This window comes from Phormidium sp. FACHB-1136 (assembly GCF_014697375.1).
Taxonomy (GTDB): domain Bacteria; phylum Cyanobacteriota; class Cyanobacteriia; order Phormidesmidales; family Phormidesmidaceae; genus Nodosilinea.
Genome location: NZ_JACJRS010000025.1, coordinates 39,137 through 64,278, shown reverse-complemented (window position 1 = coordinate 64,278; position 25,142 = coordinate 39,137). Strand labels below are relative to the sequence as shown.

Sequence of the window (25,142 nt, the reverse complement as noted above, 5' to 3'; positions counted from 1 at the left end):
TTGAAGACTTTGAGCAGGATGGCCCTAAGATTCTTATCATTTTAGACAATGCAAGTATTCATAAAAAGGCAGAGATTCTAGAGAAGATAGCGAAGGAGATGCCCAACATTGTTTTAGAATTTCTGCCACCCTACAGTCCGGACTATAATTTAATCGAGTTAGTTTGGCACTCTGCAAAGGAATTCATTGCCAATCGTCTATTTGAGTCGATTGAGGATCTAGAAGCGCTTGTTCATAACCTGTTGAACGAAGGGCAGCTTGTCATCAACTGGGATCGCAAGATCAAAAACAAAGGAAACACAATCAATGCAATTTAAATGCATATCAGCTTACTCTCCCGTTGATACGTCCGCCCCTGGGCAAACTGAGCCAGTCCCTGATCCATCGTCACCTGGGGCTGATAGCCCAGATCGGTGGTGGCGGCCTGGATGTCTAGGGTTTGGCTGAAAGTCAATAAACCAACGGTATAGCGCGTCAAAATCGGTTCTGGTTGCGAGAGTAAGGTGGCCGTTGCTTCTAGGGCAGTAGCAAGCCCATAGGCCACCGGAAAGGCCAGAGGCTTGAACCGCAGGGTGATATCTAGGTGCTGGGCCAGACGTTCTAGGAGATCGATCAGGGACATCGGTTCACCGTTACTAATGTTGTAAACTCGGCCCGATAGCGAGTCAGGAGCCTGTTGGCAACACTGCAAAGCATAGACGACGTTATCGAGGTAGGTCATATCGATCACCGCTCTGCCTTGGCGAATTAGCGGGATACCAGTGCGCTCGCTGGCCCGCAACAATCGCGGCAGAATGGCGGTATCCCCCGGCCCAAAGATGCCCCTGGGCCGCAGGGTAATGACCGATAACCCTTGCTGGTAGCCTGCTTGAATTTCCTGCTCCGCCCATTGTTTCGTTTTGGCGTAGGGGCCAACGGGTTTAGGCCAGGGCCAAGCTTCCGCTATCTGGATTTGGTCGGCATAGGTAAAATACACCGCCGAGGTCGAGACATGCACCAGCCGCGACACCCGCTGGGCCAAACAGCCCTGCACCACATGGCGGGTGCCCAGCACATTGGTGGCGTAGAAGTCGCGGAAGTGGCCCCAGGGAGCCGAGAGCGCCCCACAATGGAAGACACAGTCTTGGCCCTGACAGGCCGCCGTGATCGCCGCCGCATCCCGCAAATCAGCCGCCACAAAACGTAGCCCCTGGGCGGCGAGGTGCCTACCCACCGCTTGATTACGACCCAAAATAGTGACGCTATCCCCCAATGCTTGCAAGGTCAGCGCTAGGCGTTGCCCTAAAAAACCCGTGCCACCCGTAATCAAAACCTTCATCTGTAAGCATCCGACGACGGGCGAAGAAATATCATGGCCTCAACTACAATCTCGTTACTGACCTCGTGCCCATTCCCGATTTCTTGGGAACCACACGCCCCTGCTCCGACCCTTCCTCTGACACACTATGGTTCTTCCCTGCTTGGGTTTCGCGTCGCTCGTGCTGTATCTGGGCTTACTCGGGGCTAAGGCTTACCTCAGTCTACGCGCTGCGGCCCAAGCTCCCCACGGCACAGTCGATCACGCCACGCTCACGGTGTTGCAACCCATCCTCAGCGGCGACCCGGCCTTAGGGCAAACGCTACAGCACAATCTCCATGTAGCGCCTCCCTGGGCCAACTTTCTTTGGCTGATTGACGAAACCGATGCCGTAGCCCGCCAACTGGCCCAAACGCTGATGGAGGCGACCGATTGTGCTGTGCAAGTCATCCTTTGCCCTGCCGTTCCGCCCCGCGTTAACCCCAAGGCGTTCAAATTGGAGTACGCCCTGACCCAGGTCAAAACCCCTTACCTGGCGGTGCTGGACGACGATACCCAGTTAGAGCCAGATACCCTCGGCATCGGTCTTTTTCGGTTGCAGGAAGGTGAGCTGTTTACTGGCTTACCCTATTACTTGAAAGGCACCACGGGATGGTCTGAATTAACGGCCCATTTTGTGAATAACAATAGTATTTTGACCTATCTTCCCCTGCTCAATTTCTTCAGTCCCCTCTCCTTAAATGGGATGTTCTATCTGATAAGAACAGAGACCTTGCGATCAATGGGCGGCTTTACCCCGATTTTGTACGACCTCTGTGATGATTACGCCCTAGCGAAATTGGTTAAACAGCATGGTGGACGGATTATTCAAGGCATTACCCCGGTCGCCCTTCAAACCAGTGTGGCTGATGCGAAGTCCTATGGCACCTTAATGCATCGCTGGTTTGTCTTTGCCCAAACCTTAGTCTTCGATCAACCCCTACCCATCCAAGCCTTACTATTACTATTTTTGGGCCTACCGCCTCTGTTATTGTGGCTAGGCTTACTCAGCCTGTTCATCCCTTACCTAGGGGCTTTATGTCTGCTGGGGGTGTTACTCATCCGCCATGGTACGATTCGCTATTTACACCATAAAATTTTTGCTCGCTCGGTGGATTTTTCCTTTGGTATGTCGCTGATCTCAGAACTGCTACAGCCCTTCCACCTGGTTCATGCCTTAGTCGATCACCGCATTCGCTGGCGCAATCGCCTAATTCAGGTCGAGAAAAATGGCACTTTTTCCTACCAAGAGCCATGATGATGGATCATCCCGTTGAGCATCTCCCCCATACTCCTTTGAAGGTAGCCTTTTTAACGGGGCTCAGTAACCCAGCTAGTTGCTGCCTCAGTCGGCCCTACCAACAATTTATGGCCCAGCTAGACTGTCCAGAGGCGTGGAAGCTATATCTTAATTTTCCCTACATTCCCAGTACAGAGGATGAGGAAAAAGTGGGTCTCCTCCAGGCTAGTTGGGCGAATGGGTGGCAATTTTTGAGGGCGCGATCACCCCACTATCGGCAAGCCGCCCAACGACATCTCAATCATCTATTGGCCTCGGCGGATCGGCTATTTTTGCTGGTGGGCAGTTGTGGGCTAGAGATCTTAAATCAGGCATGGCCCAATGCCATGCCCAATGCCATCGATCCAGATCGAGTTAGCATCGTGGCCTTTGGGCCAGTGGCCTACCGTCGTCCCTGGGCGACCTGCACCTTAATTCAGGGTGATCAGGATGGGATCTCCCGGTTATTTTTTAGGAAGGTAGAGGTGATTTTACCTAACCTGGGTCATATGGATTATGTCTATGATCCTCGGTTCTTTGACTTGGTCAGTCAGGCGTTAGCACGTACCCTTTCTACCCTGTAGGCAGGCAATCAACTAAATGTGGAAAAACCTGAAGATTGATGTAGTTGCGCCCCCCTTTGCGGGGCACTTATACCCTCTGTTAGAACTGGCGAGGGGCTTGCGTCAGCAAGGGCTCAAAAATCTGCGGGTTTTGAGTACGCCAGAGGCGGCTTCTGCCATCGAGATTTCTGCCTTGGAAGGGGTTTATTTTCTAGCGGACGAGTCAGCGGCGATCACGGCCATTGCCAACCCTCCCTATCGGGTGAAAAATAATCCGTGGCGGTTGTTGCAACAATTTAGGGCCAACCTCTCGCTGATGCAGACTTTGAGGGTGCAACTACGGTCTGTATGGCAACTGGAAAAGCCCGATTTGGTGATTGTCGATTTTACCCTGCCGATTGCAGGTCACTTGGCCCAGGAAATGGGCATCGCTTGGTGGACTTCGACCCCGACCCTGTGTGCCATCGAAACCCAAATCGGCACTCCATCCTACTTGGGTGGCCTAATGCCAGGATCAAGCCCATACCGCCGAGGACGCGACTGGCTGGGGCGTCGCCTGATTCGGGGCTTTAAATTGGCGATTGGCTATGGGTTTAGGCCGGAGTTGCAAGCGCTCAACTTCCCGAGTGTGTATCGGACGGATGGCTATGAACGCATCTACTCACCGGAGAAAATTTTGGGCCTGGGGATGCGCGAATTTGAATTTGAGCGAGATTGGCCCCCCAGCCTGGAGTTTATTGGCCCCCTGACGGCCTCACCGCCCTTTCCCCATCGGCCCCCTACGTTTCAGGCGGGGGTGCGTCATGTTTTGGTCAGCCTTGGGACGCATATCCCCTGGGCCAAAGGCCAAGCCAGCCAGTTTGTGCAGCAGGTGGCCGCGCAAATGCCCACCGTTCACTTCCACTTTTCCTACGGCCAATCCAACTACAAAACCGATGGCCCATCTGATGACAAATTCGATCACAAATTCAATCACAAATTCGATAGCAAAGGGGGAGAATCCCAGCCCCAAAACAATCTCTTCTATTACGACTATCTGCCCTACGACCACTACCTACCCCATTGCGATGCGGCCATTATTCATGGGGGCACTGGGGTGCTGTATAGCTGTATCCGCGCTGGGGTTCCCATGCTGGTGTGGCCCCACGACTATGACCAATTTGATCACGCCGCCCGGATTGTGGATCGGGGGCTGGGCCTGCGGTTTAAGCCGGATCTCGCCCATACCGTCCAACGTCTGCACCGCCTGTTTTCTGATCCCAAAATCGCCTGTCAGATGCGAGATTTTCAAACCCGCTGCCATCAGTACGATCCGGTGGTGGCGGTGATGGCCTTGATCCAACAATGGGCTGAGGGTGGGCTGGGCGTTTAATTGGCCTCAAGGAATTGGGCTCAATACTCCAGCACAATGCCCCCGAGGGAAAGACCAGCGGCGGTACCCAGCAACAAAGCGCGATTGCCCCGCCGAATCCGCCCCTGCCGGATGGCCTCGTGCAAGGCCATGGGAATCGAGGCGGCGATGGTATTGCCGTGGTCGTGGGCAATCACCATCAACGCCTCAGCCGGAATCTTCAATTGCTGACTGAGTAATCGCATCGCCATCACACTGGCCTGGTGGGGAATCACCAACTGCATATCGCCCATCGCCAAGCCCGTCGGCTGAAAGATCCGCTGCACAAAGTCCGGTAATAGCTTGGCCGCCATTCGATACACCGCCCGACCATCCATCTGGAAGACAAAATGCTCGGGATGGGTGGCATATTCCCGAGGATGGTGTTTGCTGCCGCCCCCCAGGCAGCGGGACAGATCGGCCCCATCACCGTAGGTCTCAAGGCGGGAGGCGAGGATGGCCGATGACTCAGCCGGGGGCGTTTTCTCCACGATCACAGCGGCAGCGCCATCGCCAAAGAGGGTACAACTTTCGGGGTCTGACCAATCTAAGGCCAGGGTGGCAATTTCACTGCTGACGATCAGCACGCGGTGGTACCGTCCGGCCTCAATTAAGTAGGAGATTGTGTCTAAGGCCACCACAAAGCTCAGGCAGGTAGCATTGATATCAAAGCCTGGAATTCCAGACGCCCCCAGTCCTAAGTGCCGTTGCACTAAGGCCGCAGTGCAGGGAATGCCCTGTTCGGGAACGGTACTGGCACAGACGATGCAATCGAGGTCCTGAGGCGTAAGTTGAGCGGTAGCCAAGGCTGCTTGGGCCGCCGCCGCCCCCATCTGCGCAGCCGTTTCATCCTCGACAAAGTGGCGTACCATCACCCCCGATTTGCGGGCAATCCAGGCTTCAGAAACCCCAATTTTTTGGGCTAGTTCTTGGGCGGTCACGGCTCGTTGGGGTAAATACTGGCCCGTAGCCAGAATTTTAACGGAGCGTTGCGTCATGGGCTGGGGTTGTACGGGCGTTATCGTCTGGCGTGATTTAACCATAGGCCGGACACTGGGCGGGCAAGCGCTGAAACCCTTGGTTTCTCGTTGATCAAGGGGCTGTGCCAGAGGTCTGGAACCCTAATTCTACCGTTAGCGACTCAAAACTGTCCGGAGGGTTGTCGGTAGGTCAACGGGAACATCGGCGGCCTGATCGGCAGGGGAGCGATGTTCAGGACAGGGGCGCAGGTTCCCTATAATGGGGTGTCGTCGGTCGTGGCGTTTTCTGTTTCCGTTTATCCCATCATGCCCCCTATGCCCCCTCAATCCGCTGGCTCCAAACCGCCTTCATCCGCTGTACCAGAGCCAGTCCCTCCCCGACAGGAGAGTCTGTGGAGCAATGTGCGGATCTTGTTGATTGCCCTGGTGGTGGCCTTGGTGGTGCGGGTGGCCATTGCCGAACCGCGCTATATTCCGTCCAATTCGATGGATCCGACCCTACATATTAGTGATCGCCTGCTGGTCGATAAAATTAGCTATCGCTGGCAGGCACCGCATCGGGGCGATATTGTGGTGTTTAACCCGCCCGCCCAACTGGTGAAACTAGGCTACAAAAGCGATCAAGCCTTCATCAAGCGCATCATTGGCGAACCGGGTGATACCCTCCAAATCGCCGCCGGACAGGTGATCCTCAATGGCCAGCCGCTACCCGAGTCCTACATTGCAGAAGCACCCCAGTACGACATGCCAGCGGTGACTATCCCCCCTGGCTATGTGTTTGTATTGGGCGACAACCGCAACGACAGCAACGATTCCCATGTTTGGGGACCACTCCCCCAGCAAAACTTAATTGGCAAAGCCCGCCTGCGGTTCTGGCCCTTGGATCGCCTTGGAACGGTCTCCTAGCCACCCGCCTAGCGCCCCGTTTCCAGGGTTTCCCCCACGGCCTCAATTTGGGGCAAAGTGGGCAGCGGTTGATCAAAGCCATTCATAATCGGACTGGTCTCTAGGCGCTGGCGAAATTCCTCTGATCCAAAGCGCCGTACCCGTCGCTGCAACTCGGCCACATCCACCTCCCCAGGACTCACCAAAAGCTGTTCTCCATCGCGAATCAGCACCACATCGGTTGCTCCGGTGGGCTGAAAGGTGACTTCCCCTTCCCAGGTAAAAAATTCGACGGGATCCTGGGGATCCTCCGCAATGTTGACAAAAACCGTAGTCCCGCGAATGCCCGCAATGCCCACGGGGGTTTGAATCGTCACCGGGCCGGGCGGCTGGCCCTCAAGCCAGGTCAACATTTGCCCCGCCGCCATCTGAAGCTGCTGATTGGGGCGCAGGGTCAACGAGGCATTGCCCCCCAAACGAAAGACTAATGTGCCCAGGCCCACCTCCACCAGGGCTGGATCCTCGGTGCGAACGGTGTCTTCGTATTGCAGCGCCGTCCCCACTTGGGCTGCAACTTCCTCCCCCTGGGCGGGCTGCACCCACACGGGCTGGGCCACAATGGCGCGAATGGCGGCGGCAGATGGGGCCGTATCTGGCATTTCGGTTGTTGGGATGGCTGGCGTGGGTTCAGGGGTTAGGGAGGTAACGGTGCCGCGACAGCCCACCAAAACGACGCCCAGCAAGCCCCAATACCATCCCCATCGCAGCGGTTGGATTAAACGAGTTTGAGGCAGAAACACATTTTTCATGGCCTGGTTTTGTCCGCAGTGGTTGGCGGTAGGGCTTGAGACATCTTCACCAGCCTAGGCGGCTATTCCGGAACGGTGACACGCTCTAACCGCTCTAGGGTGGCCATCAGGGGCAAATGATCGGAGGCCTGGGCCGCAGCTTCCACCACTTGCCAATTCCGCACCGCCAAGGTGGCCGGGGTGTAAAAGATATAATCCAGGCGGTATTGAGGGTTATCCGCAGGAAACGTAGCCGAATTGGCCTGAATCGGAACTGTACTGGCTAAAATCGGAGAATCTAGCAAAATTTGAATCGAAGGTGCTTCTCCATCGTCCAACTCCGCTGCTCGGTCGAGGTCGCTGTTAAAGTCTCCCACCAGCAGCACGGGCATTGTTTCGGCATACCGTTCGGCCAGTTGCCGCACAAAAACGGTTTGGCGGCGGCGAGTGGGGCCGTCAAAAGCCTCCAGGTGAACGTTAATCACCATCAGCGGCTGTCCCGATAGGTCAAGTTCCGTGACCTGGGCCACCCGGTCGAGGTAGAGGGCGTTGTAGTAAAAGGGATGGGTGGGCACCCGTTCCAGCACCAAGCGCTGGTTATCGCGGATGGGGTAGCGGCTCAGCACGGCTTGGCCAGAGGTGACGGCCTGGTAATGGGCCTGGGGTGGCCAGTAGGGAAAGGGCACATAGCGCTTATCCCAGTTCACGGCCAGGGCGGCAAAGGGCAGGGCCAACGCCTCGGACAGGGCATACTGCTGGTTGAGGTGGAAGGATCGATAGGCATCAAAGTCCACCTCTTGCAGGGCCAGCACATCTAGGTTCAGCGGTTGCAATGCGGATATTGCCGTGGCCTGATTCGCCTCCAACAATGCCCGATCTCGCACCACCGCCTGCTGGTTGGTCATCCCCGACCAATAGCCCAGGTTGTAGGTGGCCACGGTGAGGGTAGCGGGATTGTCCGGGTCGGGGAAAGGGCTGTAGGTGATGGTGTTGTCGTAGTCGGCCTCGGCCCAGCGGGGGCTGCTGATGTAGAAAAACGTCACCACCAATAGCACCAGGGGCAGGTCAATGGCTAGGGTCACGATCCAGAAGATTTTTTTCACCTTGGCGCTATTCCCCCAGCGATTTTCTACCATTTACGGCAATTCAAAGCAATTCACAGTGATTCACGGCGATTTTCTACGATTCACGAGGCTTAGCCAGCTTAGCCTTGGCCTGTTGCCAAAAGGCTTCCAACTCCTCCACAGAGAGGTCGGTGAGGGGCTTATCGGCGGCGGCTTCCACCAGTTCAAAGCGGCGGATGAAGCGCTGGTTAGTGCCGTGCAGCGCCTCGGAAGGGTCTAACCCATGCCAGCGGGCCAGGTTGACCAGGGTAAACAGCAGATCCCCCAGCTCGGCTTCCTGATTTTCCTTGGGTTCATGGGCCACGGCCTGGTGAAATTCCTCCAGTTCTTCGTGGAACTTTTCCCACACCCCCTCCACGTCGTCCCACTCAAACCCGGCCTTGGCGACCTTGGCGGAAATTTTGCTGGCAGCCATCAGTGGCGGCAGGGTGCGGTTATATTTGGCCAGCTTGGGCGACAGTCGATCCGGCTCGTGGGGGACGCCCTTTTCCTCGGCCTTGATCCGATCCCAGTTGCGATGCACTTCCTCGGTATTGGCCACCGTCACATCGCCAAACACATGGGGATGGCGGCGAATCAGCTTATCGGCAATGCCATCGGCCACCGTCGCCAGGTCAAAACGTCCGGCATCGCTGGCCACCTGGGCCTGTAAGACCACTTGCAACAAGAGATCACCCAATTCCTCCGCGATGGCCCCCGGATCGCCGCTGTGGATGGCATCCACCACCTCGTAGGCTTCTTCAATCACGTAGGGAATCAGGCTCTCGGCGGTTTGCTCCAAATCCCACGGACAACCCGTTTCGGGATGGCGCAGATCGGCCACCACCGCCACCAATCGCTCTAGGGCCGCCAAAATCTGGGCACGACCCGCCTCCGTTGCAAAGGAAGACATCATGGCACACTCGTAGTAACACCCTTGCAGTCTATCGGGCGATCTGCCCCTTAGGGTAGTAAGGTCGGTCATGGTGGCCATCGCGTTTGCAAACCGTAGAATGCGCTAGCCCCAGCCTAAGGTACCTAGTTTTAGTCCGCATGATTACGCTTTGATAACCTATCCCGCGATTAACGCCCCTGCTTTTGGCAAATGCGTCAAAATCGGGAGAGGTAGGCATTCTGAAGGTGCCCACCTTGCTTAGGTTTCAGGATAGGGAGCAGGGCATGTCTCGGTTGCTGGTGACGCAATATCAAGCCGAAGTGGAGCAAATCATTCGCTACGGTGGCTCTCGCAAGGAAACCAGTATTCGCGGAGCCTTTGAGCGGTTGCTGAATGCCTACTGCAAGCCCCGCAATTACCTTTTGGTCACAGAACTGGACTACAAAACCCGCTTGAATACCACCGTCTACCCCGATGGCACGATTAAGGATGCGATTCGGCTAGAGCATGGCTGGTGGGAAAGCAAGGATCAGTATGATCGGCTGGATGAGGAAATTGAGAAAAAGTTTGCCAAGGGCTATCCCGACGAAAATATTTTGTTTGAGGATTCCCAAACCGCTGTGCTCATTCAGCATAGCCAGGAGGTGGCCCGCATTCCGATGCAGGATGCGGCGGGGTTGGATGGGCTGCTGAATGCCTTTGTGGACTACGAACGCCCAGAGGTGCGCGATTTTCGGGCGGCAATTCTCCAGTTTAAGGAGGATGTGCCCGACATTCTAGAGGCGTTGCGCCAAATTATTACTCAACAAGAGGACGACAATACCGCTTTTCAGGAACGAACCCAGGCGTTTCTAGAGGTCTGTCGGCAGTCCATCAATCCAGAAATTGTGATTTCCGATGTGTATGAGATGCTGATTCAGCATATTCTCACGGAAGATATTTTTACCAACATTTTCCACGATTCACAATTTCACCGAGAAAACAACATTGCGCGGGAACTGTCGGAAATCATCAACACCTTTTTTACAGGCGCAACCCGACGCAACACCCTAAAAACTATCGAACACTACTATTCTGTGATTCGACGAAAGTCTGAAAACATCGCCAACCACCACGAAAAGCAAAAATTTCTTAAGGCGGTCTACGAAAATTTCTACCAAGCCTATAACCCCAAGGCGGCGGATCGGCTGGGCATTGTGTATACACCGAATGAAATTGTTCGGTTTATGATTGAAAGTACCGAATACCTGACCCACAAACATTTTGGTAAACTGCTGAGCGATCCGGGGGTGGAAATCCTTGATCCTTGCACCGGGACAGGAACTTACATTACCGAACTGATTGAATATCTCCCTGCCAATAAGCTAGAACACAAATATAAAAACGAAATTCACTGCAACGAGTTGGCAATTTTACCCTACTACATTGCCAACCTGAATATTGAATACACCTATCAACAAAAGATGGGGAAATATGAGGAATTTAAGAATATCTGCCTGGTCGATACCCTAGATCACTGCACCGCTGAAGGGCATCAGTTTGATTTGTTTGCTATGAGTGTGCAAAATACGGCCCGCATTCAGCAACAGAATGATCGCACCATTTCTGTGATTATTGGCAACCCGCCCTACAACGCCCATCAGGAGAACTTTAATCAGCGCAACGCTAACCGAGCCTACAAAGGCATTGATGAGAAAATCAAAAGTACCTACATCAAGGAAGGTACGGCCCAAAACCAGATCGTTGTCTATGATATGTATACTCGCTTCTTTCGGTGGGCCTCGGATAGATTGGGGCCAAATGGCATTATTGCCTTCATCACCAATCGTTCTTTTATCGACTCTAAAACCTTTGATGGCTTTCGTAAGTGCGTTGATCGAGAGTTTGACTATGTTTACATTGTCGATACTCAGTCCGACGTGAGAAATAATCCTAAAATTTCTGGCACTAAGAATAATGTGTTTGGTATACAGGCTGGCATTGCTGTGATGTTTTTAGTCCGAAAACGAGGAGAGTAAGGAAAAATTGAAATGAAACCTCTCTCCGAAATTCAGAGGCAGTTAAAAACGGGATATTTTGAATTTACTCGTCATGCTCTTAAGCGAGCTGTTGAACGAAATATCAGTGATCAAGAAATTCGAGAAGCGGGTGAAAATATCATTGTGATTGAGAACTATCCAGAGGATAAGTATTCGCCCAGTTCTCTGTTACTAGGTTTTACGAAGGGTAGTCGTGCCCTACACATCCAGGTTTCAACAATAGAATCAGAGTTGACGAAGATAATTACGCTGTATGAGCCTGACAAAAATGAATGGATTGATCACAAGATTAGGAGGAAATAATGGTTAAGTGTCATGTTTGTGGTTCAGAGAAATTTTACGAAGAATTGGTCACTGAGATTTTTCAGATTGATGGCAAGTTTTACTTGGTTGAGGATATCCCGGCAACGGTTTGCTCTCATTGCGGAGAAGAAAGCTTTAGCCGAGAAACGACCGAGCAAATTCGGGTCATGCTACATGGTGAAGTTCAACCAATTAAATCCATTTCTATGGATGTGTTGGCTTATCAACCTCAATTAAAGGCTTCTTAAGTAAAGATAGATAGAATCCATCGTGAAAACGAAAAGAGAGATGAAGATGACTATAGAATCATCGATTTTGAAAAATATTGAGAACCTACCCGATTCTGTCAAAGAGGCGGTATTTATTTATACGGAGTTTTTGGCCCATCAGTACCGAAAGCAAAATCCAGAAGAGACAGAACAAGATTCCGAAAATAATCAACCAGTCTTTATTGAAGGAACCTTCAGGTTGCCTCTACCAGCAGATTTTGATCGGCCCATAGAATCTATGAGCGTTGAACAGAGAGAATTTCTTGAGAAAAAATATGGCTACGGTAGCCTAGCTGGAAAAATCACGATGTCTGATGATTTTCATCAACCCCTAGAAGACCTCAAGGACTATATGTAATAATGAGTGCCAAAATCTTCTACTTTACGCTGCAAGACGAACAAACCAAGGAAGAAAAGCTCGAATGGTTTGAAAGTACCCCCTTCGAGAAAATCCCTTTTGCCCACATCACCCCAGACAAAAAAGCCAACTGGATTAACCTAACCGACAACGATTTTGATAGCCTGTTGTCGTTGATTGATAAAGAAGTGAAAGCAGGTCGCTCTGAAGAAGCAGTCTTTCAGCTTTTTTCGGCAGGAGTGAAAACCCAACGCGATGAATGGGTTTATGATTTCTCGAAAGAAGCTCTGACTAAACGCATGAAGTATTTTGTAGAGGTCTATCAAGAGCGCTTGAAGAAAGGAACACGGCGAGAGTTGGATATTAAATGGGATCGCGAACTTGAAAAATATTTAGAACGAAGAATTAATAAAAAATTTGAAGCAAGTAAAATTTGTCCTAGCGCTTATAGACCGTTTATAAAGCCTTATTTCTATTTTGATGAGAACTTCAATGGAATGACTTATCAACTTCCCAATCTCTTCCCTGTAGGCGAGAAACCAAATCTTGCAATTAGTTGTACCGATGCAGGTTCACAAAAGCCATTTATGACTATTGCAAGCGATGCAATTCCAGATTTGCACGTTGTTGGTGCAGCTTGTTCAGCCCAATGTCTGCCCCTCTACCGCTACGACGAAAACGGCAACCGCATCGACAACATTACCGATTGGGCCTTAACCCAATTCCAAACCCACTACCAAGATCCCACCATCACCAAAGACCATATTTTCCATTACACCTACGCCGTTCTTCACCATCCCGCCTATCGCACCAAATACGAAATCAACCTCAAACGCGAATTTCCCCGTCTGCCCTTCTATGCCAACTTTTACCAATGGGCCACCTGGGGAAAATCCCTCATGGACTTACACCTCAACTACGAAACTATCGAACCCTACGACCTAAAACGGGTCGATGCGTCCTCATCTTCCCGCAAGCAAAAGAAAGCCGAAAACGCGACAATTCCGGGGCTAGAACCCCCTCGCCCCATGGGAGAGGGGGCAGGGGGTGAGGGCAAACCCCCCAAAGCCAAACTCAAAGCCGACAAAACCGACGGCAAAATCATCCTCGACACCGAAACCACTCTAGAAGGCATCCCCGCCCTCGCCTGGGACTATAAACTCGGCAATCGCTCCGCCCTAGAATGGATTTTGGATCAATACAAAGAGAAAACCCCCAAAGATCCTACAATCCGCGAACTCTTCAACACCTACCAATTTGCCGACTACAAAGACCACGTCATCGACCTTCTCAAACGAGTCTGCACCGTCAGCCTCCGCACCATGGAAATCATCCACCAAATGCCCGAAACCGTCGATCATCAAACAGAAAAATAGGATCAACGGATAAGTCAATCAGGAGACAGCCCATGCATCAAGCCAAAGCCATAACGTAGGGTGCATTCGCGCCAGCAATGCACCAAACTTATCCATCAAGACATTCGCGGTAGTGGTGTATTGCGGCAAAATTGATCCTTCTCACATGGTCGAAGGATATTGACGCCGTGAATGCACCCTACAAACTGGAGAATGTATATGACAACTGAGGCAAAAATTTTGGAGGCTGTCGCACAGATGCCAGAAACGTTAAAACAAGAAATACTGCACTATGCTCAATACTTGGCCGAGAAATATGCTCAGGGTTCAGAAGATCAGGAAGCCTTAGAGCAGCCGAAGCAAAAACGAGGTGGTTTTGGCATCCTTAAGGGCAAAATCTGGATGGCTGATGATTTTGATGAACCCCTTGAGGATATGAAGCGTTATAGGTAGTCTTGAATTATAGCGGTTCTCGATAGAGTGAGATACACCGTTGCTGGGTTCTAGATCCCCCCAGTACCTAGCGGTCTAAGGCTTACTCTATACCCCCCTTGATAAGGGGGGCAGGGGGGATCATCGCAATGTACTTCAACCGAGTGAAATCCGCTATATTTTTTGACTAGTACATTGCTAGGAGATTCAATCCATGAATGCACAGCTTATGATTCAACCCTCATCCTTTATTGATGCAGACATTCAAATGAAGATGGTTAGAGGGTTATATCTGTTTAAGTTTAGTGAGTCCTTGCAAGATAGGCTAGAAAACTTAAACGAAAAACAGCGGACATCTGGCCTTAATCCTAATGAAGAGGCAGAATTGACAGGCATTCTAGAGCTAGATCGTATTTTTACGTTGTTGAATGCCAAAATTATCGCTGAAGCTGCGTAAATATGGCTATTTCTTCAGCAATTCGACAGCAAGTGAGAGAACGAGCTAATGACCTCTGTGAGTATTGCCATTCTTCCGAAGAGGCAAGTGCAGTAACGTAGGGTGCCTTCGCGGCAATGCCACCGTTCGGCAATAGGCTGATCATGGTGATGAGCCGCAATGCACCACCGAGCGACTTGGGAACAGCCAAGCAGGCGTTTATCTCAGCCTTATGGGGCGGATTGAATCACCAGGGTACCGAGATCCACCAGGCCGGATTGGTCGGGCGCAATCTCAAACTCGATGGGGGCATAGTCGCGCAGGCGAATTTCGTAGCGGCCTGGGCCAAACCCCATCAGCGCAAACCGCCCCACCCGATTGGTAAAAAAGCCCTGGACAGGCCAGCTTGCGTCGGATAGGGAGACCACCTCACCGCCCTGAAGCCCTAGGGGTTCGCCGTTGCCATCTACCAATACGCCTCGCACAAAGGCCGTGGCGTCGGTGCCCGCCAAAATCAATGTGCCGCTGCGGTAGCTGGGCCACACCACCCACTCGCTGGGGCCAAGGTCGTAGCCGAGGGGGGCTTCCAGGGCTTCTAGTCTAAGCCGAGAGACATAGTAGGGCTGGAGGTCGGGAATCACCGCTGGGCCAAAGGCATTGACCACGGCAGCATAGCCGTTGCCAAAGGGGTTGACGCCGATCCGCTGGCCCCGCCAGTTGTTGCGGGGCACCACCAGAACAAAGCTATTGGTAATGGGGCGAGACCAGCCAAAATGGCCATCGGCAAACACCAGGGCGGTGCCAAAGGTGAGTCGGGTGGCGTGGGTGGTGGCTGTTGAAGCGTTGAAGGAGCTATCCCAGGCTTGGCTGAGCTTGAGATCAAAGCGGTAGTCGGTGTAGTTCATTTCCCCCAGCACACCGTATTGATCGCCCGTCTGGTTGAGGTTCAGCGACCAGCCCGTGGCCATCAGGGATTGATCGGGGCTGCGCCGCCACTGCAATTGGTTTCCGGCGCGGCTGGTGTTGCTGAGGTTGGTATTCAGCCCTAGGGATTGCCGCTGGGCGGGCAAGAGCCAAGACAGGCCCAAAAAGACCCGTACCTCCTCCCGGCTTTGGGTAGTGCGGCTATAGTTGGCGTTGAGGCTGCCGCTCAGGCCGCTGCTGAGGGTTTGGGACAGGCCCAGGTTGAGGCTGTAGGTATTCGGCACGGTGCGGCCCAAGCTGTAGCTACCGCCCAGGTTGAGACTGGCACTGTTAAACAGACGTTGACCATAGGCGGCGGAAACCTGCAACCAATCTTGGCTAGGGTCGGGGCTGGTGAGGGTGGTAAAGCGATCATCGCGATATTCCGCCGTCATCCGCAGCGACCGTTGGGCCACATCCTCGGCCTTGGTGGGCCGTTCATACTGCACCCGTGCGGCCATGCCCACCCCCACTTCTCCCCGATGGCTGAGGGCCACATCCCAGCCCCAGTTGCCCAGGGCCGAAGCCCAAATGCCATCGGCCTCCACCATTTGAAAGGAGGGCGTGGCCTGGAGATAGCTGCCGAGGGTGAGGGTGCCAGTGGCTCCCCAGCGGTGGGCTAGGGCCAATTGGGGCTGGCTCCAGTCGTATTGGCGCTGCCCTTGCACCGTGCCCGACGGAAAACCCAAATTATAGGAAAACTGCTGTAGACCGGGGGCTAGTAGGTTCCCGGCTAGGGCGGTGGAAAAGTCGAGCCGCTGCACCTGGCCCAGGTCGTCGGTGATGATCAGTTGAATATCGTTGGAGCCCGTCGCTAGGGATAGGCTACGGATATCCTGGGGGCCAGCCTCCAGCCGAAGCTGCTGTACCCGCACGCCGTTGATGTAAATTTCCACCTGGGAGGGGCGTTCTAGGAAAAAGCTAAATTCCCCCGTGGGGCGGGTAACACGGTAGGGCTGCAAACTAAAGTTGCGCGACACCGAAATGCCCCCCAAGGGCACCAGCGCTTGAAACGCCCCACTCACCGGAATGCTAATATCCCCCGCCACATAGCGCAGGGCATTGGCCGGATCATCCCGCACCAGCCGCACATCTCGCCGCTGAAAACCAGGATTTCCCCCCTCCAGCACATCGGCCTGTCCCTCCAGTACCCAGCCCGCCCCATTCAGCGCCCCATCCAAGGAGAGCCGAAGCGGTTGCCGTCCGGTGGGTTCCTGCCCCGCCCAGATAATGTCGTTGCCGCCCAAAACATTCACATAGCCGCTAATGGTGCTGATGGGCAGAGCATTGGCCGCCTCTGGAGGCACTCCCAACGCATCCACCACATTGGTGCGCCGCAGGGCCGGGGGCACCGTCAGATACAGCGCCAGTTGGCTTTGGTCGAAAATGGCGGTCAGACCCACCTGCTGGAGGAAGTCAAGGCTAAGAAAACCTGCCTCGTCCACGCTGGCCTCTAGTTGAGCCTGGAGTTCTGGCTGCAACAGGTCGCGGGTTTGCGCCAACACCGGAGCCGCCTGCACCAGGCTGGCCCGCCCGCCAGAAAGCACCACAATGGCCTGCCCCCGCCGCTGATCGTTAATGGAAAAGGGGATGGGAATGGTTTGATCCTGCGGTCGAGGTCGCCCAAAGATTTGCTCAAAGAGATCATCCTCCGCTCCTGGATTTGGTGGGGTGCTCCCAGGGTTTTCAGGACTAGCGGGAGCCTCTAGATCCTGGGTTTCAATGGTTTGGGTCTCAGGGGGTTGGGCTTCAGGGGTAGGGGAGGTTTGGGATAGCCAGGGTTGGCCCTCACCCCCAGCCCCTCTCCCCACGGGAGAGGGGGGCCGGAAGGTCGTTACGTCAAAGTCCCTCGCCCCATGGGAGAGGGATTTAGGGTGAGGGCCACGGGCAGCGACGGCTGGCCCTGGACAACCCAGCGCTACTATCATCGCCATTGCGACCCATCGGTAAGCCATGACTTAACCCAAGCCTGGAAATCTCGTTCCAGGCAGGAAAACTGAGCCAATTATGGCAAGAAGCCTCAAGACCTCAGCAAATGCCTGGGGCCAATCTAACGAAGTTCAAAGCTGGCGGTGATGGGGCCAACGGGCAAGCCTTCGGGCCAGGGCATGACAAACTGGCGCTGGTGTTGGGCCAGCACATTCTCGCCGTTGATGCCAATCAGTTGGTCGGGCCGCAGGGTGAGGCTGGCCTCTGGTTGATTCACCGGGGCCAAGGTGAGGTTTAGCCCAGACAACAGTTGGTGGGCGGTGCCTTGGTTGTCAAACTCCAGTAGCAGCTTATCCTGACCGTCGATGCGCTGGTGGCTGGCTTGGCGAATCACCACATTGGGCTGTGCTCCTGGGGGCGTCACATACAGCGCCGCCACATAGCGATAGAGGGCATTGATGCGAACCGTAACTCCAGTGGGGGTTTCCTCTGGGCCGCCGAGGTCGATGGGCAGTTGTTCGGTAATCAGCCGAAAGGCTTGTTCCACCGCCACATTGGGATCTCCCAACCAGGTGACACGCACGGTTTGCACCTGCCCGGGTTGCAATACAATCTGCGGCGGATACACCACAAAGTCATCCTCGGCATCGGTCTGGGTTTCGTTGCCCTGGGGATCCATCTGGCGATCCGTCACCCGTACCTCAATGGCCACGGGTTCATCCCCGGTGCTGCGAACCTGAAACGACCCCGCAGATCGCCCCCCCGACGGCTCCAACACCAGGCGAGAAGGGGTGAGTTGGTAGCTGGCATCCGCCCAGGCCGGAGCCGCCATCAACACCCCAGCCCCCACCAACACCGAGGCAACACCGCCCAAACAGGATAGGCCAACATAGGGTAGGGATTTCATCACAGCCTCCCGGCATTTACCAAAACAGTCTCATCAGCCAACAAAGATAAGTCGTCAACCAAGCCCTCGCGGCCCTCACCCCGTGGAGATCCCCCTAAATCCCCCTTAAAAAGGGGGACTTTGATTCCAAAAAGGGGGACTTTGATTCCGGTTCCCCCCTTCCCAAGGGGGGCTAGGGGGGATCCACACCTAGAAACGAAGCAGAACAGAGACTTCGCTGCACCCAACCTACGGGGATACATCACTGCTCTACCAAAGTAAACGTCAGGGTGTCGGTGTAGGATCCGGAGGGTTTTCCTTGCACATCGCCCGCCATCATCGTAGCCCGTACCGGAAAGGTGCAACCTGTCGGCGCGGCACAGGTGAGGCCCGTGGTAGTCATCACCGTGGCCTCGTTGCCCCCGGCCAAACTGCCCACCTGAATGCCATCCACCGTGAGGCTGTAGGGCACCGTGGCCGTGTGGGTTTCATGCTTGAGCACCCCACCCCGCAACGACCGCACCCGCAACACCCAGCCCGTGGCACTATCCGACTGCACATGAACCACCCCAAAATCTTGATTGGGGTTGCCACTGGTGAGGCTGAGGGTAAAGGAAGAGGCCGGGGTAAAGTCCACCGTGGGTTCTAGGGCCACCGCCACCGCTGGCGATAACACACCCAACCCCAAACATCCTAGGGCCAATAACCTATTAGAAATGCCCCACCGATGGCCCAAAAATAACCCATCACCCACCATAACCCACCTCCTTCTCAGCGCCATATTGCGGAGATAACCTATCCCCGCAATATGAACAATCTAGCTAGGAATAACCCTGGTCATCCTCTCTAACTATTTAGAGGTGAGGGTAAAGGTGAGGGTGTCCGTGTACGCACCAGCCGCAACATCTGCTGGAACCGTGAGCAAGGCTGAAACGTTAATTGCCTCTGTTCCTCCAGCAACTCTTGTACTAAAACCACCCGTTGCCAGCAGCCCGCCAGTAGCAGGATCGACGCCACCCGCTGTCTCAGTAATATCATTCGTATCTGCCAGAGTGATAGTTGAATAAGATAGCGTGTGAGTACCAAATTCCAACACACCTGCATTCGTCGATGCAACGGTTAGATTCCATCCATCAGGGTCGTTGTTGCGAATTGTTACGGTTCCTAGTGGAAAGGCGATATCGGTTTGTGCCGTGACAGGCTGAACTCTCGTCGTTGCTGCTGGTGCAAAATCAACTCGGTTGATTAGTTCCACAGTAGAGGACACATCTCCGGGATCAGATGCTGGACTTGGATCATCCGCCGCCATAGCAGCGGGGCTAACGAGGATAGAAGCGCCAACTAGCAGAGTTGAAGCGATTAGGGTATTGCGGAAAGATGTAGACAGCATGGTGCGTCTCCTAAAAGGTGATGAAGTGAGCTAGGGACGGAAATATCAGAAATTCTGGGAGGCTAAGCCTTGCGGCTTAGGGCGTATCCAGATAGTAGAGGTGTATCGTTTTAGCGTCTTTGGGCGATGTGGTGAAGGCCATTGAAGCTATTTTTGATGAGGGCTTGGCGGATTAGATCCGCTCCGTTTTTGTGGTCAGGCCCTTGGCAACATCAACTGCGATACCTTTTTCCTGATATTTTCACTTTAGAGGCTGTGCTCTAGCTAAACCATGTTGTGATCACTTATTTTTAATAATTTTGCTTTTGATGACCATATTTTTCTTCATCGGTTTTTACGGTTATTTTGATGTCCGGATGATTTTATTAAAACCTAATATTCTAATACTGTTAAATCCGTATTAAGTGTTGATGAAGAACGGCATGACAGCAGGGTAAGCGCAAGAAAAATGGGCCTGTGCCATGCTGAGGGTATCCACCACCTAAGGTCCCTTGCGAGTCCCCATGAGCCAAGGTTTTGCGTCTAACAAAGAGACCGCACAGATGAGTCAGGCGCTAACCGCCACCCATCTGGCCCAAGCCTGGAGCTATGCGGCGGAGACTCATCCAGAGGAAATTCAACAGGCCACTGATCAAAATGAGGCGGACTAAGCGTGCTCCATAGAAATGACTTCCATTTGCCATGGCCTTCGCCCTCACCCCTGCCCCTCTCCCCAAGGGGGATGAGGGATGAGCTTGGATGCTTGATTAGTGGGCATACTCTAAGGGTGATTCGTCTGTAAACCTCCTTGTCCGCAATTCCCTTCAGTCGTGGATAAACGCCAGCATCACCACCTCTCCGTTGCCGCGATGAGCTGCCATCAATAGCCCCTCTAGGACTTCGGAATCGCCGATGCGATAGACGCGAAAATCTTGTACCTCCGGGGCATCGAAGGCGGCGGACAGGGCGGCAGCGGTGCGTTGGTTGGGCTGAACGGATCGGCTATCGGTCTGATCATCAAAGACGATGGCGATGTCCAGCCGATCCAGCAGATGATCGTCATAATCCACTCGCCCTACCCTCGTGGCATCCCGCAGGTCACGGAAAAAATCCGCCGGAACGTCCGTGGGCCGCTGGTAGATGCACTGCCATGTCTCCCGCCAGCGGGGCTTGGTAGACCAGTCTGCCGCGTTGGCAAAATACTTATAATGACGCAGGGCCACCTCGTCTAAATCGGTGTTCGGTTCCACTCGATCATAGAAAACCGCCGTACCCCAGGCCCGCTGCTTGGGAGGGCCATAGATCTCGACTAAATCCAGTGCGTACTGAGGGAAGGACGATAGGGCGCTCATCTTGGCTATCCTTTGGGCGTTTACCCTTGGGGTGATCCGTCCAGGTGGTGACCGACCAGGCTCAGCGTGAAGCAAGCGACTAAGCCGACAGATCTAACCCCAGCCCTTGGAACCGTAGAAAGACGCCGCAGTAAACGCCGATAGGGTAGCCCCAAGCAGGTTTAACCCTACTCTTCGCCCGGTTCCACAATCCGCTGGAACAGGTAGCCCGTGCCCCGTGCGGTGAGGATCAGTTCGGGGTTGCTGGGGTCGTCCTCTAGCTTGGCCCGCAGGCGGGAAATGTGCACGTCCACCACACGAGTATCCACATGGCGTTCGGGGGTGTAGCCCCATACCTCTTGGAGAATTTCGGAGCGGGAGAAGGGTTCCCCGGAGCGGCTGACCAGCAGTTCTAGCAGGCTGAATTCCATGCCTGTGAGTCTGATGCGCTCGTCGCCCTTGTAGACTTGACGCTTGTTGGTGTCGATGCGGATGGTGTTGACGGAGATCACGCCGGAGCTAGGAATGCCGGACATCCCGGTTTTATCGACCCGCCGCAGCACCGAGCGAATGCGGGCCTCCAGTTCCTTGGGGGAGAAGGGCTTCACCACATAGTCGTCGGCACCGAGTTCTAGGCCCGTGATCCGGTCGGCCACATCACCCAGGGCCGTTAGCATGATGATGGGGATATCCGACTCTTTGCGCAGTTCTTGGCAGACGCCGTAGCCGTCCAGCTTGGGCATCATCACGTCCAGCACCACCAGGTCGGGGATTTCCTTGCGGAAGGTGTCGAGGGCTTCCTCCCCATCGGCGGCGGTGACCACGTCGTAGCCGATCATGGACAGGCGGGTTTCGAGGATGCGGCGAATGCTGGCCTCATCATCGACAACGAGAATTTTTTCTTTGTTGCTTTCCAAGGTTCTTCAGGCTCCCTACATAACGCCCTATTCTATAAAGAAATCCAACGTTTAATTCGTTATTTTGCCAGGTTTGTGACGCTGTGCTTCACAACCGGGTCAATCGGTGGAGTGGGCGATCCCCCACCGCCATCCTCCCAAAGCCTAGCGCCCAGGGCATCCCCCCTATAATTGCCATTAATCCACGCTTAATAAGCGTAACGGCATCATTTCAAGGTTTTTTAAGGTTTATTGCACAAACCCAGGGCGTTTGCTATGGCTAAATCCCGTTCCATCTTTGTCTGCAACGAGTGCGGGGCCGAGTCCTCTCAATACTATGGCCGCTGCCCGGTGTGCGGGAGTTGGAACTCCCTGGTAGAGCAGGCTTTGCCCGCTAAGGAATCCGCCTCGGCAAGGCTACCGGGGGTGTCCCGTGGACGCAGTGCGGCAACCTCCATCAAAACCACCCAACAGCCCCGTTTATCGCTGACGCTAAATCAAATCGAAGACCATCCCCAAATGCGGATGCCCTCCGGCTATGGCGAACTGGATCGGGTGCTGGGGGGCGGCATTGTGCCCGGTTCCCTGGTGCTGCTGGGGGGCGATCCGGGCATTGGTAAATCGACCCTGCTCTTACAGGTGGCGAACCAGTTGGCGATGCGGCAGCGAGTGCTGTACGTGTGCGCGGAGGAATCGGGGCAGCAGGTGAAGTTGCGCTGGCAGCGGCTTGGGCAGGGGGGTGGAAGTGGGGAGTGGGGAGTCGGGAGTCGGGAGTCGGAAAACAAGGCAAAGGGCAAAGGGCAAAAGGCAAAAAGGGGGGTGAATGCGGATTTGGAGGATTGGGAATCCCCTGGGTTAGAAGCGGTCTCTGGAGGAAAGGGGCAGTTGTATTTGCTGCCAGAGATTGATTTAGAGACGATTTTGATGGAATTGGAGTCGCTACAGCCGACGGTGGCGATTATCGACAGTATTCAGGCGCTTTACTACGCTACGCTGACCTCGGCTCCGGGGTCGGTGTCCCAGGTGCGGGAATGTACCTCGGCCTTGATGCAGTTGGCCAAGCGGGCGAACATTTCGCTATTTATTGTCGGCCACGTCACCAAGGAAGGCGCGATTGCTGGCCCCAAGGTGCTAGAGCATTTGGTGGATACGGTGCTGTACTTCGAGGGAGATCGTTTTGCCAGCCATCGCCTGCTGCGCTCGGTCAAAAACCGCTTCGGGGCCACCCACGAACTGGGCGTGTTTGAAATGGTGGATCGGGGACTGGCAGAAATCAGCAATCCCTCGGCCCTGTTTTTGGGCAATCGGGAGGAGCAGGTGCCCGGTATCGCCACCATCGTCGCCTGTGAAGGAACGCGGCCCCTCGTCGTAGAGTTGCAATCCCTCGTCAGCCCTACCAGCTACAGTTCACCGCGCCGATCTACCACAGGCATTGAGTTCAATCGACTGCTACAAATTCTGGCGGTGCTGGAAAAACGGGTGGGCATTCCCCTCTCCAAACTCGATGCCTACGTGGCCTCCTCCGGTGGGCTGACCGTGGCCGAACCCGCCGCCGATTTGGGTGTGGCGATTTCTGTGGTGGCCAGCTTTCGGGATCGCTTGGTCGATCCAGAGTTGGTACTCATTGGAGAAGTGGGACTAGGCGGCCAGGTGCGGCCCATTTCTCAGTTGGAATTGCGCCTAAAAGAAGCCGTCAAACTCGGTTTTAAAAAAGCCATCGTGCCCAAGGGCCAGAACGTGAAGGTAGACGGGCTGACGATTGTGGAGGTGTCGCGGGTGGTGGATGCCATTGCCCATGCGTTGAAGGGGTGAGGGAGTCGGGAGTTGGGAAGCAAGGCAAAAGGCAAAGGGTAAAAGGCAAAAAGGGGACGGGATGGTGAGGGGCGAGTGGTTTAGAATATGAAGAATCATGAATTGCGGAGGTATCGCCATGTCCCCCACCGTTGAAATTTACACCTGGACTTATTGCCCCTTCTGCATTCGCGCCAAGGCACTGCTAGACCGCAAGGGCATTGAATACACCGAATACTGCATTGATGGCGATGAAGCCGCCCGCCGCGAAATGGCCAAACGCGCCAACGGTCGCCGTTCTGTGCCTCAGATTTTTATCAATAATCACCATGTCGGCGGCTGTGACGATCTCCATGCTCTCAATGCCCAAGGCGGCATTGAACCGTTGCTAGAAGCAGCCCCTGTGGTTTAGGTCAGGTTTTTGCAATGCACCCCCCTGAGTCTCTAATGCACTACCCGTAATTGGAGCCGTCAAGATGTTTCTAAGCCGTAGAGTCCCTAGGGAGGGTTTCTCTGGCTGGGGAAATCTGGCTTGGAAAATATGGTGTAAAAATTAAGAGGTACCTTACTCGAACGGTGAGCGGTGGTGGATGAGCTGCGTTCGGCCCTGGATCTGGCCACAGAGGAGGAACTCCAGGCTCTGACTGAGCTGTTGTTTCGGCCCAAGTTTAACCCGCTGGATTACCTGAATCGTTTAGACCCGCTGGAGGTGCAGAGTGGGTCACGGCAGCAGTGGCTAGATCGCCTGGAGCAGCGGTTTCGGTTTTTGGCGGCGGATGGATTCACGGTACTGCACGGCCAAAGTCAGGCCATGACCTATCGCCAAGCCCTGATTCAAGTCTGTCGCTACCTGCGCCTGCCCTACACCGAGGCTTGGCCCACGGAGGACTTGGAGGCAGAGGTATTTTTGCACTTAATTGAATCGGCTTGGCAGAAATTACCCCCAGGGGATCGCCAGCAGGTGCAGCGGGATTTGCAGAAAACCCTAGCCCAGTCGCCCCAGTTCCAGACCTTGCCCAAGGCGCTTCAGGCGAATCCTACGGGGCTTTTGGTGAAGGGGGGCAGTGCCCTAGTCGTGAGTTCGTTGCTGCGGCCTTGGTTGTTGCACCATCTGTCTCGCCAGGTAATGCTCCAGGTGGCCCGTTATGAGGTGGCCAAACAAGCCCTGGTGCGAGGTGGCGGCACGGCACTGGCCCAAATCCAGAGTCGTGTAGCCCTGGGCATGGCCTCCCGTGGGGTGGCGGTGAATGCGGCCCGCTATGGCGCGACCCGTACCCTATTGGCTTGGCTTGGCCCAGCCCTGTGGGCTTGGTTCTTTGCCGACTTAGGTTGGCGCACCATTGCCACAAACTATGGCCGGGTGATTCCGGTGGTGTTTACCCTGGCCCAAATTCGCCTCAGCCGTTCCCTCTCAGAATGGGAATCAGCCCCATGTTAGCCTGAGGGCACAGGGGAGCCAAATTTGCCCTTCTTACTCCCAGGACGGGAGCGGGGTGGACTGAGGGCGATCCCCACCAGCCTAGCCATGACCAATTTTCCTCCACCGATACCAGACCCGTGGCGTTT

General features: G+C 54.4%; 26 protein-coding genes. 15 read left to right on the top strand and 11 right to left on the bottom strand.

What is annotated here, in order from left to right; genetic code table 11:
* Positions 1-317: transposase (locus H6G62_RS09910; protein ID WP_190492465.1), on the top strand; the 317-nt coding region annotated here is incomplete at its 5' end.
* On the opposite strand, the gene H6G62_RS09905 is transcribed toward H6G62_RS09910, so the two are convergent.
* Positions 314-1,318: an NAD-dependent epimerase/dehydratase family protein gene (locus H6G62_RS09905; protein WP_190494583.1), complete on the bottom strand. Its 1,005-nt coding sequence runs from the start codon at positions 1,316-1,318 to the stop codon at positions 314-316. The two genes, H6G62_RS09910 and H6G62_RS09905, sit on opposite strands and share 4 nt — an antisense overlap.
* Before the next feature lie 142 nt (positions 1,319-1,460).
* Between H6G62_RS09905 and H6G62_RS09900 the strand changes: the two genes are divergently transcribed.
* The 3 genes from H6G62_RS09900 (at position 1,461) to H6G62_RS09890 (ending at position 4,550) form a co-directional block, all read left to right on the top strand.
* Positions 1,461-2,594, top strand: a complete 1,134-nt coding sequence (locus tag H6G62_RS09900) for a glycosyltransferase (protein ID WP_190494581.1) — start codon at positions 1,461-1,463, stop codon at positions 2,592-2,594.
* A 110-nt stretch (positions 2,595-2,704) separates the two neighbouring features.
* Positions 2,705-3,199, top strand: a complete 495-nt coding sequence (locus H6G62_RS09895) for a hypothetical protein (RefSeq protein ID WP_190494578.1) — start codon at positions 2,705-2,707, stop codon at positions 3,197-3,199.
* A gap of 97 nt (positions 3,200-3,296) precedes the next feature.
* Positions 3,297-4,550 carry a nucleotide disphospho-sugar-binding domain-containing protein gene (locus H6G62_RS09890; protein WP_190494576.1) on the top strand — a complete coding sequence of 418 codons (1,254 nt, stop codon included), beginning with the start codon at positions 3,297-3,299 and terminating at the stop codon, positions 4,548-4,550.
* 20 nt (positions 4,551-4,570) lie between these two features.
* Here H6G62_RS09890 and H6G62_RS09885 read toward each other — a convergent pair whose 3' ends face one another.
* Entirely contained in the window at positions 4,571-5,566 is a 996-nt protein-coding gene (locus H6G62_RS09885; protein WP_190494574.1) for a beta-ketoacyl-ACP synthase III, read from the bottom strand.
* 258 nt (positions 5,567-5,824) lie between these two features.
* Here H6G62_RS09885 and lepB point away from each other — a divergent pair, with 258 nt between their 5' ends.
* On the top strand, positions 5,825-6,454 hold the full coding sequence (lepB, locus tag H6G62_RS09880; protein WP_347239326.1) for a signal peptidase I: 630 nt from the start codon (positions 5,825-5,827) through the stop codon (positions 6,452-6,454).
* An 8-nt stretch (positions 6,455-6,462) separates the two neighbouring features.
* On the opposite strand, the gene H6G62_RS09875 is transcribed toward lepB, so the two are convergent.
* The 3 genes from H6G62_RS09875 to mazG all read right to left on the bottom strand — a co-directional run bounded on the left by H6G62_RS09875 (position 6,463) and on the right by mazG (position 9,237).
* Positions 6,463-7,242, bottom strand: coding sequence for a FecR domain-containing protein (locus H6G62_RS09875; RefSeq protein ID WP_190494572.1), 780 nt, complete (start codon positions 7,240-7,242; stop codon positions 6,463-6,465).
* Between the two features lie 62 nt (positions 7,243-7,304).
* Entirely contained in the window at positions 7,305-8,357 is a 1,053-nt protein-coding gene (locus H6G62_RS09870; protein WP_190494571.1) for an endonuclease/exonuclease/phosphatase family protein, read from the bottom strand.
* Positions 8,358-8,400: 43 nt separating this feature from the next.
* On the bottom strand, positions 8,401-9,237 hold the full coding sequence (gene mazG, locus H6G62_RS09865; protein ID WP_190494596.1) for a nucleoside triphosphate pyrophosphohydrolase: 837 nt from the start codon (positions 9,235-9,237) through the stop codon (positions 8,401-8,403).
* Positions 9,238-9,503: 266 nt separating this feature from the next.
* On the opposite strand from mazG, the gene H6G62_RS09860 reads away from it, so the two are divergent.
* The 7 genes from H6G62_RS09860 to H6G62_RS09830 all read left to right on the top strand — a co-directional run bounded on the left by H6G62_RS09860 (position 9,504) and on the right by H6G62_RS09830 (position 14,432).
* Positions 9,504-11,237 carry an N-6 DNA methylase gene (locus H6G62_RS09860; protein ID WP_190494569.1) on the top strand — a complete coding sequence of 578 codons (1,734 nt, stop codon included), beginning with the start codon at positions 9,504-9,506 and terminating at the stop codon, positions 11,235-11,237.
* A gap of 12 nt (positions 11,238-11,249) precedes the next feature.
* Complete coding sequence (locus H6G62_RS09855; RefSeq protein ID WP_190494567.1) at positions 11,250-11,561, top strand: DUF4258 domain-containing protein; 312 nt, start codon at positions 11,250-11,252, stop codon at positions 11,559-11,561.
* Positions 11,561-11,809, top strand: coding sequence for a YgiT-type zinc finger protein (locus H6G62_RS09850; RefSeq protein ID WP_190494565.1), 249 nt, complete (start codon positions 11,561-11,563; stop codon positions 11,807-11,809). Before H6G62_RS09855 ends, H6G62_RS09850 begins: the two co-directional genes overlap by 1 nt.
* Positions 11,810-11,855: 46 nt before the next feature.
* Complete coding sequence (locus tag H6G62_RS09845) at positions 11,856-12,188, top strand: DUF2281 domain-containing protein (RefSeq protein WP_190494563.1); 333 nt, start codon at positions 11,856-11,858, stop codon at positions 12,186-12,188.
* A gap of 2 nt (positions 12,189-12,190) precedes the next feature.
* Complete coding sequence (locus tag H6G62_RS09840; protein WP_190494562.1) at positions 12,191-13,564, top strand: type ISP restriction/modification enzyme; 1,374 nt, start codon at positions 12,191-12,193, stop codon at positions 13,562-13,564.
* 198 nt (positions 13,565-13,762) lie between these two features.
* Positions 13,763-13,996 carry a DUF2281 domain-containing protein gene (locus H6G62_RS09835; protein ID WP_190494560.1) on the top strand — a complete coding sequence of 78 codons (234 nt, stop codon included), beginning with the start codon at positions 13,763-13,765 and terminating at the stop codon, positions 13,994-13,996.
* 193 nt (positions 13,997-14,189) lie between these two features.
* A complete protein-coding gene (locus tag H6G62_RS09830) occupies positions 14,190-14,432 on the top strand; it encodes a hypothetical protein (protein ID WP_190494558.1) in 243 nt (80 codons plus the stop codon).
* Positions 14,433-14,641: 209 nt separating this feature from the next.
* On the opposite strand, the gene H6G62_RS09825 is transcribed toward H6G62_RS09830, so the two are convergent.
* From H6G62_RS09825 to rpaB, 6 genes are all read right to left on the bottom strand, one after another.
* On the bottom strand, positions 14,642-17,329 hold the full coding sequence (locus H6G62_RS09825; RefSeq protein WP_190494556.1) for a fimbria/pilus outer membrane usher protein: 2,688 nt from the start codon (positions 17,327-17,329) through the stop codon (positions 14,642-14,644).
* A gap of 95 nt (positions 17,330-17,424) precedes the next feature.
* Positions 17,425-18,210 (bottom strand): fimbria/pilus periplasmic chaperone, encoded by a 786-nt coding sequence (locus H6G62_RS09820; protein WP_199324876.1) that lies wholly within the window; start codon positions 18,208-18,210, stop codon positions 17,425-17,427.
* 241 nt (positions 18,211-18,451) lie between these two features.
* Entirely contained in the window at positions 18,452-18,871 is a 420-nt protein-coding gene (locus H6G62_RS09815; protein ID WP_190494554.1) for a hypothetical protein, read from the bottom strand.
* A 168-nt stretch (positions 18,872-19,039) separates the two neighbouring features.
* Entirely contained in the window at positions 19,040-19,579 is a 540-nt protein-coding gene (locus tag H6G62_RS09810; RefSeq protein WP_190494552.1) for a hypothetical protein, read from the bottom strand.
* A gap of 803 nt (positions 19,580-20,382) precedes the next feature.
* Entirely contained in the window at positions 20,383-20,910 is a 528-nt protein-coding gene (locus tag H6G62_RS09805) for a hypothetical protein (protein ID WP_190494550.1), read from the bottom strand.
* 167 nt (positions 20,911-21,077) lie between these two features.
* Positions 21,078-21,806, bottom strand: coding sequence for a response regulator transcription factor RpaB (gene rpaB / locus H6G62_RS09800; protein ID WP_190494548.1), 729 nt, complete (start codon positions 21,804-21,806; stop codon positions 21,078-21,080).
* 255 nt (positions 21,807-22,061) lie between these two features.
* Between rpaB and radA the strand changes: the two genes are divergently transcribed.
* The 3 genes from radA (at position 22,062) to H6G62_RS09785 (ending at position 25,014) form a co-directional block, all read left to right on the top strand.
* Positions 22,062-23,597: a DNA repair protein RadA gene (gene radA, locus H6G62_RS09795; protein WP_190494546.1), complete on the top strand. Its 1,536-nt coding sequence runs from the start codon at positions 22,062-22,064 to the stop codon at positions 23,595-23,597.
* A 118-nt stretch (positions 23,598-23,715) separates the two neighbouring features.
* Positions 23,716-23,988, top strand: a complete 273-nt coding sequence (grxC, locus tag H6G62_RS09790) for a glutaredoxin 3 (RefSeq protein ID WP_190494545.1) — start codon at positions 23,716-23,718, stop codon at positions 23,986-23,988.
* A gap of 174 nt (positions 23,989-24,162) precedes the next feature.
* On the top strand, positions 24,163-25,014 hold the full coding sequence (locus H6G62_RS09785; protein WP_190494543.1) for a hypothetical protein: 852 nt from the start codon (positions 24,163-24,165) through the stop codon (positions 25,012-25,014).
* Positions 25,015-25,142 lie beyond the last annotated feature (128 nt).

Coding starts and splice junctions, on each gene's coding strand:
- H6G62_RS09835 (WP_190494560.1), top strand. CDS start 13,763: ATGACAACTGAGGCAAAAATTTTGGAGGCTGTCGCACAGATGCCAGAA.
- H6G62_RS09905 (WP_190494583.1), bottom strand. CDS start 1,318: ATGAAGGTTTTGATTACGGGTGGCACGGGTTTTTTAGGGCAACGCCTA.
- H6G62_RS09855 (WP_190494567.1), top strand. CDS start 11,250: ATGAAACCTCTCTCCGAAATTCAGAGGCAGTTAAAAACGGGATATTTT.
- H6G62_RS09895 (WP_190494578.1), top strand. CDS start 2,705: ATGGCCCAGCTAGACTGTCCAGAGGCGTGGAAGCTATATCTTAATTTT.
- radA (WP_190494546.1), top strand. CDS start 22,062: ATGGCTAAATCCCGTTCCATCTTTGTCTGCAACGAGTGCGGGGCCGAG.
- H6G62_RS09825 (WP_190494556.1), bottom strand. CDS start 17,329: ATGGCTTACCGATGGGTCGCAATGGCGATGATAGTAGCGCTGGGTTGT.
- H6G62_RS09875 (WP_190494572.1), bottom strand. CDS start 7,242: ATGAAAAATGTGTTTCTGCCTCAAACTCGTTTAATCCAACCGCTGCGA.
- H6G62_RS09850 (WP_190494565.1), top strand. CDS start 11,561: ATGGTTAAGTGTCATGTTTGTGGTTCAGAGAAATTTTACGAAGAATTG.
- H6G62_RS09840 (WP_190494562.1), top strand. CDS start 12,191: ATGAGTGCCAAAATCTTCTACTTTACGCTGCAAGACGAACAAACCAAG.
- H6G62_RS09805 (WP_190494550.1), bottom strand. CDS start 20,910: ATGAGCGCCCTATCGTCCTTCCCTCAGTACGCACTGGATTTAGTCGAG.
- H6G62_RS09820 (WP_199324876.1), bottom strand. CDS start 18,210: ATGAAATCCCTACCCTATGTTGGCCTATCCTGTTTGGGCGGTGTTGCC.
- H6G62_RS09870 (WP_190494571.1), bottom strand. CDS start 8,357: ATGGTAGAAAATCGCTGGGGGAATAGCGCCAAGGTGAAAAAAATCTTC.
- H6G62_RS09885 (WP_190494574.1), bottom strand. CDS start 5,566: ATGACGCAACGCTCCGTTAAAATTCTGGCTACGGGCCAGTATTTACCC.
- H6G62_RS09845 (WP_190494563.1), top strand. CDS start 11,856: ATGACTATAGAATCATCGATTTTGAAAAATATTGAGAACCTACCCGAT.
- H6G62_RS09810 (WP_190494552.1), bottom strand. CDS start 19,579: ATGCTGTCTACATCTTTCCGCAATACCCTAATCGCTTCAACTCTGCTA.
- mazG (WP_190494596.1), bottom strand. CDS start 9,237: ATGTCTTCCTTTGCAACGGAGGCGGGTCGTGCCCAGATTTTGGCGGCC.
- H6G62_RS09830 (WP_190494558.1), top strand. CDS start 14,190: ATGAATGCACAGCTTATGATTCAACCCTCATCCTTTATTGATGCAGAC.
- grxC (WP_190494545.1), top strand. CDS start 23,716: ATGTCCCCCACCGTTGAAATTTACACCTGGACTTATTGCCCCTTCTGC.
- H6G62_RS09860 (WP_190494569.1), top strand. CDS start 9,504: ATGTCTCGGTTGCTGGTGACGCAATATCAAGCCGAAGTGGAGCAAATC.